This window comes from Shewanella inventionis, from assembly GCF_019931735.1.
In the GTDB taxonomy this organism is placed as follows: Bacteria; Pseudomonadota; Gammaproteobacteria; order Enterobacterales; family Shewanellaceae; genus Shewanella; species Shewanella inventionis.
Genome location: NZ_CP082926.1, coordinates 975,717 through 988,904, shown reverse-complemented (window position 1 = coordinate 988,904; position 13,188 = coordinate 975,717). Strand labels below are relative to the sequence as shown.

8 protein-coding genes and 1 pseudogene are annotated in these 13,188 nt (G+C 43.9%); 1 reads left to right on the top strand and 8 read right to left on the bottom strand.

Going from position 1 to position 13,188, the window contains the following annotated elements:
* Positions 1-260: 260 nt before the first annotated feature.
* Entirely contained in the window at positions 261-1,250 is a 990-nt protein-coding gene (locus K8B83_RS04505) for a polysaccharide lyase family 7 protein (protein WP_223419243.1), read from the bottom strand.
* Between the two features lie 606 nt (positions 1,251-1,856).
* A pseudogene (locus K8B83_RS04500) lies at positions 1,857-2,238 on the bottom strand (alcohol dehydrogenase catalytic domain-containing protein); the annotation flags it as partial.
* A 257-nt stretch (positions 2,239-2,495) separates the two neighbouring features.
* On the opposite strand from K8B83_RS04500, the gene K8B83_RS04495 reads away from it, so the two are divergent.
* Positions 2,496-3,287 (top strand): substrate-binding periplasmic protein, encoded by a 792-nt coding sequence (locus K8B83_RS04495; protein ID WP_188740879.1) that lies wholly within the window; start codon positions 2,496-2,498, stop codon positions 3,285-3,287.
* 186 nt (positions 3,288-3,473) lie between these two features.
* Here the strand turns inward: K8B83_RS04495 and dauA are convergent, their stop codons facing one another.
* From dauA to K8B83_RS04465, 6 genes are all read right to left on the bottom strand, one after another.
* Positions 3,474-5,198, bottom strand: coding sequence for a C4-dicarboxylic acid transporter DauA (gene dauA, locus K8B83_RS04490; RefSeq protein ID WP_223419241.1), 1,725 nt, complete (start codon positions 5,196-5,198; stop codon positions 3,474-3,476).
* 185 nt (positions 5,199-5,383) lie between these two features.
* Positions 5,384-6,640, bottom strand: coding sequence for a sensor histidine kinase (locus tag K8B83_RS04485; RefSeq protein ID WP_223419239.1), 1,257 nt, complete (start codon positions 6,638-6,640; stop codon positions 5,384-5,386).
* The gene (locus K8B83_RS04480; protein ID WP_188741192.1) at positions 6,637-7,326 is read right to left on the bottom strand and encodes a response regulator transcription factor; all 690 of its coding nucleotides are present in this window, start codon (positions 7,324-7,326) and stop codon (positions 6,637-6,639) included. The genes K8B83_RS04485 and K8B83_RS04480 overlap by 4 nt, the downstream gene beginning before the upstream one ends.
* A gap of 18 nt (positions 7,327-7,344) precedes the next feature.
* Positions 7,345-10,503 (bottom strand): efflux RND transporter permease subunit, encoded by a 3,159-nt coding sequence (locus K8B83_RS04475; RefSeq protein ID WP_188741193.1) that lies wholly within the window; start codon positions 10,501-10,503, stop codon positions 7,345-7,347.
* A 3-nt stretch (positions 10,504-10,506) separates the two neighbouring features.
* Positions 10,507-11,712 (bottom strand): efflux RND transporter periplasmic adaptor subunit, encoded by a 1,206-nt coding sequence (locus tag K8B83_RS04470; RefSeq protein ID WP_188741194.1) that lies wholly within the window; start codon positions 11,710-11,712, stop codon positions 10,507-10,509.
* Positions 11,709-13,115, bottom strand: a complete 1,407-nt coding sequence (locus tag K8B83_RS04465; protein ID WP_188741195.1) for a TolC family protein — start codon at positions 13,113-13,115, stop codon at positions 11,709-11,711. Before K8B83_RS04465 ends, K8B83_RS04470 begins: the two co-directional genes overlap by 4 nt.
* Positions 13,116-13,188: the final 73 nt, after the last annotated feature.

Below are 13,188 nucleotides of genomic sequence, written 5' to 3'. Positions count from 1 at the left end.
TATTTTGTTCGGTTAGCGTGAACTATTACTTTTAATTGATATCTTTCCGTTCGAAATATAACCAACTAAAACCAACATAGCAACAAGTTGTTAACCAATTAACTACAAAGTGACTTACCAATTGAAATAACCAACAATGGAGAGGGATGCCAATTACGGCCTGATAGGTGTGGGGAGCTTCGCAATAAAATACGCGCAATTGGTTAACCAATTGCGCAATGGCTGATACTGTTGCCCGAGGAGAAATTTAACTCAAGGTGCTAATAATGAAGATTATCAATATGATAGAAAGTTGCTTGCACATAATCTCGGGGATCGCCGCTGTTGTTTTGGTTATACACCCCCGCTTTAAAGTACATATATTGACTATTTCGGTGGTAACCACTTTGGCTCATATCCAGAGATTTAGTGATATTCGCTTTGCCAGGCCGAATAATAGTGACAAACAGCACAGTGCTTTCCACTGTAATTTTATAGCTAAACTTCTCGTTTAAACTAATGCCATCTTCGGGATCGGCTAGGGTGTGAGAGCGCGAGCCGATCATATTAACCCATACGTCATCACCGCCATTGATCTCGTGCGCAAAATAAATAGACCCCTTTTCATTATTAGGGAGTTTTCGGTAATAAAGGCGAATGGGCTCATCGTCGGTTGCATGGATCTGGCCAATAATCACCCTGCCGACTTGTTTCTCATCACCGGTTACCGACACCCTGTTAACGGCAAGCGTTGCTTCCAGGCTGCCTTCAACCGCGCCCGCTTTGCGTTTAACCGAACCGTGAGCTTGGGTAAATACCCAGTTATTCTTGGTGACACCTTGCGTCTTTATCTGAGTATTGCCGCGTCTGAGCATTTCGCGTAATTCAGTTCTGGCATATTTAGTATTGCTTGAGGTTTTGGCACCTTCATTAGGACAGGCAAACACCATACCGCCATCTTCTGCGGTGTAAAACAACGGTTTAAGCTCGAAGCAATTAGTCAGGGCCCGCTCGTAAACAATATCTGCTTTTTTATCTTTGTTAAGATCGGTTGGCAGAGTCAAACTCCAATCCAGCAGGTCAAAGTTTTCACAGGGCTTTTTCGCAGGATCCAAATGTGCAAAATTCCCAAGTAACACTCCTTGTGCTAATTCCTTATGGGATAAAGGAATCATAATATTGCTGCCACTCTCATCACTTGCATCGGCATAACTGACGAAAACGGCCAACAACATCAGGCACTGCGTCAACATACATTTTATTGTGTTCATTGTTGCTCCTCTTGCTCTACCAATACGATACTTGTTGGCATCTAAAGCATTGATTGGTCATTACTGAACCTTGCTTTTGAAGTGCTTGATAGCAGGCACTAGTGATGGCCAGCCAACTACTTAACCCAAGATTGATAACTTACCAATTGGCCAGACAATGAAGCTATTTAACTATTGCCAATTTGTCAACCAATACTTAATAGCATGGAGACAGCTTGCTTCAATGCTTGTAAGGTCAAGACTGGTATGATTGAAAGTAAACTCAAATCACTACTCGATTAGCATTTAAAATATATACGTTCTATGTCGACCAGTTGCTAAGAAGAGAGAGTGGAGATTTACGCAGGGTGTTCTATATGACTGATGTGGTTAAGTAAAACTGCACACAAACAGGGGATGTTTTTATGCTGCCATTTCACCCAAAGTTTGGTGGTGGTGCTTTGCTGACCAATATGCGCCTCATCTTGAAACCAGATATCTACATCAGTCGGCGACACAAAAACAGGGATGTGAACGATCATGTACAAAGGGAAGTTTTTTAAAATCCTCCATGACGTCAACATCTTGTTTCGGATGTTTAGAACGGCTAGAAAGCCAGCTAAATCCGAGTTTTGCACCCAGACGGCTCGCCATTTGAATCGCGGTCGTACCAATGCCACCAGAGCCACCATGAATTAGTACCGTCTCGCCAGCGTTAAGCCCTGCATGAATAAACAAGTTTCCCCATACAGTAAAAAAGGTTTCAGGCATAGCCGCCGCCCGGTACGAGCGCACAAACTTTATCGCCAACCTGCCATTGAGTGACGTCATCGGCCACAGCAATAATTTCACCAGCAACCTCCAAACCAATAATAGGACTCGCCCCTGCAGGCGGCGGATAAGCGCCAACGCGCTGTTTAATGTCTGGGCCATTAACACCCGCAGCATACACTTTAATGGTTACCTGGCCAGCTGAGGGTAAATCGAGGGTTGATTGCGTCATGGTCATCACAGTCGGCTTACCAGGTTACTCAACAGTCACATGAGTAAATTGTCTGTTATGTGTTGCCATAAAAAATTGTCTCGATTAAGTGTTATCGAAAAGCAGCAATTGTAATCAGATTGCTTCTTGCGCTACCAGGTCATTTACAAAACCAACATATTGATAAAACAAAACTAAGTTTGTCGTTTTTTTAACCATAAAAACGTTGCCTATATTAGCAAAACATTTACTATAGCCGCCCGTTCAAATATGGAGCTGCATACGTGTTAAAATACTGGTTAATTTTACTGCTTATTATCAGTAATCATTCCTATGCCGAGCCTGTTCGAATAGCATCAGACATTTGGTGCCCCTACATCTGCGAAAATGACACAGGTTATCTTGTTGAGCTAACAAAACGCGCATTTGAAATTCAAGGAAAAAAAGCCGTATTTGCTACCCTTCCTTATAATCGTGCACTTGTAGAACTGAAAAGACAAAATGTTGATGCAGTGTTAGCGTTAACCCCTGGTGCCATTGCAGATAATCACCTCATCCATGCTGACGTTATTGTGGGCTACAGCAGCAATGACTTTTACACCGCATCAAACAATAAAACGGTATTTGAAAACCTCGGCAACCTCAACAATACTCAACAAACTGCTGTGGTGAGTGGTTATGACTACGGCATAGAACTAAATGCTTGGTTACATGCGCACCCTAATACGTATTACGCATCTGGTGATGCGCCATTGGCCATGAATATCATTCGCCTCGTTAAAGGGCGGCACGATGTGATCATCGACAATAAAAATGTCATTGAGTACACTGCAAGTCAATTAAACTTAAGTCAACAACTGCGTTATGCTGGGACAATTGGCGAACCGGTCCCTTTATATGTTGGATTTAATCAATTAAATAAGGCCAATGCTGCCATTTTTGCTAATGGGATTTTGTTGCTAAAACAAAGCGGTGAATATCAGAAGATTATCGATAAATATAAAATAATTCCGGCCAATAACTCTCACAGCATTCACTATCAACGCGTGAAAAAATTTCTGCCGTCTGTGCATTAATAACTCTTCAACTCATTATGATTAAAAGATAAAACAAGAATCAAAAAAATAAGAATTTTTTTATATCAAAACTTTTTCATATTAATTAATTGAAATGTGCGCGATTGTGTTGAGTTACACCAACCGACTTCACTGGCAAAAATATATCCCGCAGCACATTTCATCCCAAAAAGCCTATTCGATAAGTCATGTTGTTACGACATCATCCAATGCATCGGTTAACGTTGAATACATTACACAATGAACGCCATCAGGCTTAAACCCTGCTTTAGCCAGGGTTTTGAGCGGCTGAAATTGAAAGTCTGCAAGCAACACTCGAGTATTGTCGTGTTTACACTTTTCAATAAATTTATACAGTGCCGATACGCCACCCGAATCGAGAATAGACACACCGTCAAAATACAATATCACGCCATCTTGGTTAGCACTTAAATGGGCTAACTCGCCAAATACCCCATCGGCAGCGGCAAAAAATAATGGTCCGTTAATTTTAAATACTTTCCAGCGTGGTGGCAGTTCAACATGAATGTGTTTTTTCTGCTCGCTAATGTCTTGCACTTTGGTCATGTCGGCGACTTGTTTCATAAACAGTAGCGAGGCCAAAATAATCCCGGCGCTAATCGCTATCACCATGTCGAAAAATATGGTCAGTAATAAACATACCATCAACACCAGTACTTCACTGACAGGGGCTTTTTTGACTAAGTGAATAATCTTGGGCGCTTCGCTCATATTCCACGCTACCATGATAAGCAGTGCTGACATGCCCGCCATCGGGATGTACGCCAAAATGGTGCTCAAGGATAATAAAGACACCAATACCACCAGCGCGTGGATCATGGCAGCTATTGGGCTTACCGCACCCGATTTATAATTGGCAGCAGAACGGGCAATGGCTGCAGTCGCGGTAATACCGCCAAAAAATGGCGTAATAATATTGCCGATCCCCTGGCCCAATAATTCACTATTGGCACTGTGCTTTTTGCCTGACATACCGTCTAGCACTACCGCGCACAGCAACGATTCAATCGCGCCTAACATGGCAATGGCAAATGCTGCTGACAATAAATCGCTAACTAATTGCCAAGTAAACGCCAATGGCATTTCACCTGATTGTGAGCGCAGCCAGGGCCACTCAAAATCGGGCAGCATTGACGGTATACCTGCACCGATAGAACCGTCGGCTAAGGTAAAACTGAAGGTTGAGCCTATCGTCGCCACATGAAACCCTAACAGGTTTAACATCAAAGCCACGATGCTGCCTACCACCACTGCGGGTAAATGCGCAGGCACCGCTATCTTAAGCTTTGGCCACAACATAAACACCACTACTGTGCTTAAACCTACCAGCAACGTCGGCCCAGAAAACCCCGGTATTGCCTGGGTTAAGGTGGCTACCTTACCCACAAAGCTTTCAGGCATCTCGTTAATGGTTAATCCAAAAAAGTCTTTTACTTGCAGCACAGCAATAACAACAGCAATCCCGCCGGTAAAACCTAACGTCACTGACTCAGGAATGTATTGAATAAAACGACCCAAGCGAAACAACGCCATGATAATCAGCATCACGCCAGATAAAATGCTCGCAAGTAACAGCCCTGATAAACCGTATTGATGCACAATAGGATAGAGAATGACCACAAACGCGGCCGTTGGCCCAGAAATGCTATACCGCGATCCACCTGTGAGTGGGATAATAAACCCAGCAATAATGGCTGTGTATAAACCGTATTGCGGTGCCACGCCAATGGCAATTGCTAATGCCATGGCCAGAGGAATGGCAATAATACCAACGGTTAATCCTGCTAATAAATCTTTAGTGAATGCATTGGCATTGTAGGGAGCGTCTTTTAAAGACTCTCGGAGCGCATGCCCGATACGAAGAGAAAATAAATGTGTGCGGTATTTCATTGCGGCGATCCCATAACCTAGTACGGCGTCAAGATACCCCTCATTATAGGCCGATTGCTCGCTAGCACAATCAAATTAAGTTACCACTTAATGATAATTTTATTATCATCACATGGTAATGAAATTAGAGTCAAACATCATAAAAAAAGCCACGCTATGTGGCTTTTATTCAAGTGACAATCTCGCTAACGAATAAAATCAATCGACACTTTACGGCCTCGATTAGTTTCTATGTTTTGATATTGCCAATGGTATTGGCTAATCAAACGAGTTGTTAATTCAAGCCCCAGGCCAAAGCCTAAATCCTCATTGCTGCTCGCGTAAGAGTCACATTGATTGATAATAACAACCTGATGACCAGACTGCTCAATAGTCACCAGCCCTTCTTGAGTATGTTGAAACGCATTACGAATAAGATTGGTCATAATGATGCGACATAAGGTGTTAGGTAACAGCTGTATAGACTCATCGGTGGCGATGTTAATTTCAATATTTTTGCCGTGGGTTAAATAGCGTAAATCTTGAACCAGTTGGCGAATAAGCTGACCTAAATGTACCTCATTTAGCGGCAAGCTTTTTTCTTCTTGGCGAGTTAACCATAACAGGGTTTCTGTTAAGTCTGTCATGGTGATCCCCGCACGCTCAATTCGGCTAACCACCTGTGCTTGTTTGTCTGTGGTTGCGCCTTTGCTGATCATTTTTTGGAGTAGCTCAGTATTCGTACGCACAACCGCAATGGGCGTTCGTAACTCATGACTGGCATAACTTAAAAACTGTTGCTCGCGCGCTAAGCTCTCTTGTACCTTGCTTAAACTGCTTTTGATAATGCTGGCGAGAGTATTGAGTTCGCTGTAGTGAAAATCAGGTGTTGTTTGCTCAAGTTGCTGAGTATTGAGCCCTTTTGCCCAGTTTTTTAACCTATCTACCGGCAACGTAACACGTCGCATAACCCAAATTAGCACCACAGAAAAAGCAACAATCCCTAGTACTGCGGTAATAAATATCATTAAAAAATACGGTGGACCACTGCGTTTAAATGCACCGACTTTATTACGATCAAAGACCATTGATACAAAACGAGTTTCAGTACCATAGGCCACTTTCATCGTAAAATAACCCGCATCTGGCGGGGTAATGAGATTACCGCCAATAATGGTTTTATGCAGCACATTTAATTCTGTTGGTGGTTCAAGCATAACTTGACGTACGTTTTCAGGCAGATCTTGCCAGCGACTTGCCACCGTAAACGACTCAAACTGATAAGGCTTTGCGTCTGATACATTTTGTTGCTGGCCCTGAGCATACATAGATACCCGCAAAGAAGAGTCCATACCGGCAATAAAGTAATGCAAGCTTAATGCAGACAAAATCAATATTGTGCCAATGCCAGTGACCAACATCGCAAGCAACACATACAGCCGAATACTGGGGATAATCTTCATGATGACTGGCTTTCCTTTATTGCAAAACCGTAGCCACTCATGGTGTGAAGTAGCTTGTGTTCATGGTCTGCGTCTACTTGTTTACGTAAATTAAAAATGTGTACTTTTAAACTGTTGCTGTCGGGTTGCTCATCGCCCCACACCATTTGCATGAGTTTTTCGCGTGATACCGGGTTTGGGCTAGCGCGCATCAGTACGGTTAAAATTTTTAATGCGGTTGGCGACAGTTTGAGTTCGCTTTGCGCTCGAAATGCCTGCTTTTTTTGCACGTCAATCACCAAGTTAGCAACAGCTAAACGCTGCACTTGGCCACTACGACGACGCGCTAACACCTTAATGCGTACAATCAATTCTTCCATGGCAAATGGCTTAACCAAATAATCATCGGTGCCATTGGCAAAACCGCTAAGTTTGTCGTCTAGGGTGTCACGCGCGGTGAGCATTAACACGGGCACATCTATGCCTTCTGCCCGAATAGATTCACACACTTGCAGACCATTCATTTTGGGTAAATTTAAATCCAAAATAATCGCGTCGTAATGGTTTTGCTGTATTAAATGAAGCCCAGCCAAACCATTGGCGCTGTGATCGCACAAGATATCTTCAAGCGCTAAATACTCGATAACCGCTGTAGCAAGGTCAAGGTCATCTTCAACCAATAATAATTGCAACTTATCTGTGGTCATCGAGCAAACTCCTTAGTGTTATACCGACGCTGTCACGTCGTGATTTGGGCGTAACTTATTCATGATATTGGCGATAAACTCTTTTGCTTCACATTGGATCAATAGCAATGACGGTGTCAAAATCAAGGTGATCACAGTGGCAAACAAAATACCATACCCAAGTGCCGCAGCTGCAGGAATTAAAAACTGCGCTTGTAATGAGGTTTCGCCTAACAGTGGTGCTAAACCTGCAAATGTGGTCACCGATGTGAGCAATACTGCACGTAAACGCCCGGTGCATGACTCAACAATGGCATCGTGTACCGACAAGCCCTCTTCTTTAATCAATTCATTAAAGCGCGACACTAGCAATAAACTGTCGTTTACCACCACTCCACTGAGCGCCAATATACCATTTAACGATAAAATACTGATGGTTAAATCATTGATCCAATGGCCTAAAATAGCTCCTACAATACCAAATGGAATCGCGGTCATAATGATCACTGGCTGCACATACGACTTAAGCGGGATCGCGAGTAAGGCATAAATCGCAATTAACGCCAGCACAAACATCGACTCAATTGAGCTTGTGGTTTCGGCCTGTTGCTCCGCTTCACCGGCAAAATTAAAGCTCACGCCAGGGTATTGCACTTCTAGTTGTGGCACTAACGTTTGCTTAAGTTGGCTCACTAGCTCATTAGAGGCAATTTTGTCTTTGTCTAATACCGCACTAATATACACTGCCCGCTGACTATCAATGCGGGTGATATTTGACGCTTGATAATCATTAACAATATCTGCCACATGGCTTAACGGCACTATGGTACCGTCGCTAGTACGCACATTAGCAAGCTTAATATCCCCTATGGTTTGACGGTCTTCGTCTGGGTATCGCACTCGCACTTTTACTTCGTCTTTGCCGCGTTGAAAACGCTGTACCACGCCGCCGCCAAAAGACTGCAATACTTGAGCCGACAAGGTTTCGGTATCAAACCCAAGCGCACGCCCTTGTGCGGTTAATTCAAAGCGATATTGTGGCTCACCTAAGTCTAGGTTGTTATCGATACCACTCACACCGTCCATGGTTTCAATAGCCGCTTTTAATGCCTGGCCTGCAGCAAACACAGACTCGGTATTACTGGCTTTAATCTCTACTTTAAAGTTATCAAGCATTTCTTTTTTGGCTAATACTTTTAACTTTTTAACCCCTTCCATTTGGCCAACGGCCTCGGTCCATTTTAGGGTAAATTCTTTTAGGTTATAGGGCGCATCTGTTGCTAACTCAACCTGTACCTGGCCAGAGTCACTACTGCTAGCAAGCACATGTAAACTTTTAAGATAACGAGCTGAATCATCGTCGCTGTACTTGGCAGACAGCTCAGCATCAACACGTTTTGCAGCAGCCTCTAAAGTGGTTAAATTTTTATAGGTTTGACCAAAGCTGGCATCATTTTGCGTCGAGAAATCAGCAACCGCAGTGTCGCCAGTAATGTCTGGGAAAAACGCCACCCTAACACTACCTGTTATTGGCATACCGGCCACCACAATAAACATGGCTATAAACACCATGACTACGGCATAACGAAAACGCAGTGCAAATTCAATTAATGGCTCATAAATCACTCGGCTAGACCACTTTAAACCGCTGTCGGCAGCATGTTGAATATGGCTAAACCATGATTTTTTAGCACGTTTTTTTGTATCAATATGGGCTAAATGAGACGGTAAAATAAACTTAGATTCCACCAGCGACAACATTAAACAAATGGCGACAACGGTACCAAACTGGGCATAAATTTGCCCTAGGCGCCCCTCAACATTGGCTAGCGCCACAAAGGCCACCACAGTGGTGAGTACACCAAAAATGGTCGGTGTGGCCACTTTTAAGGTGCCTTTTATGGTGTTGTCTATGTTGTCACCGTATTTTTGCCTGGTGCTGTAAACGCTCTCCCCCACGACTACGGCGTCGTCTACCACAATACCCAACGCCATAATAAAGCCAAAGGTGGTCATTTCATTCAGGGTTAACCCAGCAAAGCTATTGCCCATAAAAAACAAGGTACCAAAAAACACAAATGGCAAGCCTGCAGCAACCCAAAATGCCACACGAAGGTTTAAAAATAACGCCAAAATAATAAACACTAACGCAATACCGCTTAATGCATTTTTAATCAATAAGCTTAGGCGTTCAGTAATTAAGGTACTCTTGTCGTGCCAGGTGGCAATATTGACATTGTCGGGCAAGATATTTGAATTTTTCCACTTTTCAACCACTTGCTTAGCTTGATCAACAATATTAACGATATCGCCATTTTCGTCCATCACAATTTCTATGGCGCTCGAGTTAGCATTGTTATAACGAGATAACACAAAGGTGTCGTCGGCAAAGTCATCATTTACAGTGGCAATATCGCCAAGGGTTATCATTGACCCCTGGGTGGTAGTAATGATGGGCAGAGCCATAAAATCTTGTTGCTGATATGCCTGATCTGACACTTTTAAACGCACGGTTTTATCGTCGTTGTACAAGCTGGTCGATATTGAGGTGGCTGATTCTGCGTTAATGGCATTTGCAACAGACGCTAATGTTAACCCATAGGCTTGCAGTTTACCTTCATCGACTTCAATTGAAATCATCGGCTCTGCTTTGGCTTTAATCTCGAGATCATGAATTGCATCTTGGCTTAATAGATCTGACTTTAATTGCTCAGCTAATGCTTGCAATGTTGCGCGGTCGGCGTCGCCGTATATCTCAATCCATAGCGCGTGATCTTGCATACGCATTTTGTCGATAACCGGGTTTTCTGCTTCGCTAGGAAAGTTATAAATGGCATCCACATTGGTTTTAATGTCGGTCAGCAAGGTATCTAAATCATACGAGCTGGTTTTCTCAATAATCACACTACTGCCATTGGCATTAGAGGTTGAGGTGATGCGTTTAATCCCGGGGACAGTTTCTAAGGCATCTTCAATTTTAATTGCGATACCTTCTTCGGCTAATACTGGGTCGCCACTGTCGTAGGTAACAGATACAGTCACACGGTCTGGCTCTAAACTCGGAAACGCCTCTTTGCGTAAACTATTAAGCGAAAATAGACCAACAACAATGATGCCTATAAGCAATAAGTTAGCCGCCACAGAGTTTCTGGCAAACCAGGCTATTGCGCCAGTTTGAGTTGATTGAGTACCAAACATGGTTTACACCTCTACCTTAGCAAGCACTTTGGTGCCCACTTTAAAACTGCTTAAAGGTCGTTTAACAATTTGCATTTTGGCTGGCATGTCTTGCTTATTTGTCATCGGTGTCACATAAACAAAACCGCCTTTCTCGAACGCAATATTGGCAGCAGACTTAGCTAATAAACCGTTATCATCAACAAACCAAATATCACCTTGCTGTGAAATAGAAGACGAAGGCAATTGCCATAAATTGTCTATCGATTGGCCGTTAATCCGTGTTTTAACAAAAGTGCCGGGGTACAGATCAGATTGCTGCTCTAATGGGTTGTCGACCACCACAATTAATGAACGTTGGCGACTTGTTTGGGTTAAATGCTGTTCAACTCGCTCTATATAGCCGCGCCATTGTTTAAGACCATCGGCACTTTCTACCGTGACACCCCATGGCGTTTTAGCCAATTCTGCATTGTCAAACGCCGGTAAGGTTTGCCATTGCTGCTCCGATAAAGGCACGCTAACTTCGACTTCAGCCACACTGTATAAGGTGCCAAGCAGCGTGCCGGTTTGCACATAACTACCTGGCTGCACATCACGGCTAACCACTAAGGCATCAAATGGCGCGGTAATTTGGGTGTACGCTAGGTCTTGCTTGGCTTTTTTAAGTGCAAGTTTGGCATTGTCTAATGCAGCAGTTGCTTGGGCTAATTGTGGTGTACGTAATACCAGCGGTGACGCTGGCTCGCCAGATAAACCTGAACGCAGCCACTCAGCTTTAGCTTGTTCGCCTTCGCGTTGCTCCTCTAATAAATCAAGTTCTGCCTGCGCGACATCGGTTTGCGCTTGGGTTAATGCTTGCTGGTAACTGGTGTCATTAATTTTGCCTAGCACTGTGCCTTTTTTGATCACCTGGCCTGATTCAAATTGACGATCAATCAGAATCACTTTGCCACTCACTTCTGCGCTTAAGGTTAATTCAAAGCGCGGTTTGGCTTCACCAAAACCAATCACTTCTGCTTGATAGGCCTCACCAGTGGCAAGTACCACTCCAACTTGAGGAAGTAAGGTGGCGGGAGCCACGTTCTCTTGCGGTTTGACCTGAGCTTCAGTTACAGGTGGTTTTTTATTAGGCGCTGGCGGTAATTTAGAGGCGGTATAACCTAATGCTGCAAAAATGCTGCCCACAGACAATACAGTGACAATAACGTTCATACGGTTAAGTTTCATGCGGATACCCCTAGACCTAATGCCAGGCCTAAATCAATACGGTTAACAAGACGGTTATAAATGGTGGTGGCAAGCTGCGCTTCAATATCGTAGGTTTGCTGCTGCACTGTGAGTAAATCGAAAATATCAACCAAACCCTGGCGATACTTTTCTTCGTAACTCACAACACTTCGCTCAGCACTCATTTGTGCCTCGATTAAATATTGTTGCTGTTTAGCGAGTGAATACTCTTGGCCTACGCTGTTTTCAACTTCGTTGACAGCGTTAAGCAAGGTTTCTTGGTAAATCCAGTAATGTTGCTCAGTGGTTAAGCGTGCTAATTCGGCTTGCGACTTCAACTTTCCGCCTTGAAATATCGGTGCAGATAACTGCCCAAGTACACTCCACAGTGGCCCAGTAAGCAGTGCGTCACTTGGCGACTGCGCAACATCGGTTAAACTGGCCGATAAACTGATAGACGGTAACATGGCTTTATAAGCGGCATCGGTACGTAATGATTCTGCTTCGATATTATAAAATGCGGTTTTAATGTCTGGACGGCGGCCAAGATTTTGCTCACCAAGTACACTAATTGGGTTGATGACGGCTGGAAATTTCGCGGCGATATCGGCGGCTAACTCTTCACCGGTCCATTGCCCGGTTAACAAGGTTAAGTCGCGTTGACTTTGGGCAAGCAGCTCTTGGTAACTCGCTAATGTTGCGCGCGTACTAGCCGCGCTGGTATTGGCGTTATCAAGGTCTTCTAAACTGCCTAAACCTACACGATAACGCGCCATAATCAGTGCTTGGTTGTTTTCAAGTACCGCTAAACGTTGTGTTTCTATGGCCACTAATTGCTGCTGTAAGCTAATGTCTAACCAACTGCGCATCACATTTGCAGCCACTAAATCTTTGGCGCTTTGTAAACTGGCTTGTGAGCTTGCAATGTCTTTTAGGGCAGCATGACTGCTATTAGCAATTTTCTGCCATAAATCTAATTCCCAGCTTACGGTAATGTCGGTGGTGTAGCTGTCGTCACTGTCTTCTGTTGCTGAGCCACTAAAGCCCGCATCAACCGAGGGTAAACGACTTGCAGAGGTGATCCCGTGCTGAGCGTAGGCCATATTTAACGCCACAACGCTTTGCTGCAAACTCGGGTTGTTTGCTAGTGCGGTAGTAATAAATTGCTGTAATTCTGGCACGTTAACAAGGTCGGTTAATGTCGCGATAGCAACGGGTGAAGATGCTTCGGTATCACTTTGCTGTGATTCTGCCAATAGCTGCGCCAATAAGCGTTGGCTAAAATCTGCCTCAGTTTGGCTCGCCTGGTCACTATAATTGGCATAATCAACGCTGCTACAGCCTAAAAGGCTCGACACCATCAGCGCGAGCATTGCGTTACGTAAAGCCGGTTTTACCATCATAATTTGCGCCTTAAAACGTGTGTATAACACCATAATGGCACTAGCATAACGATGGGCAGGTTAAGGAGGGGTT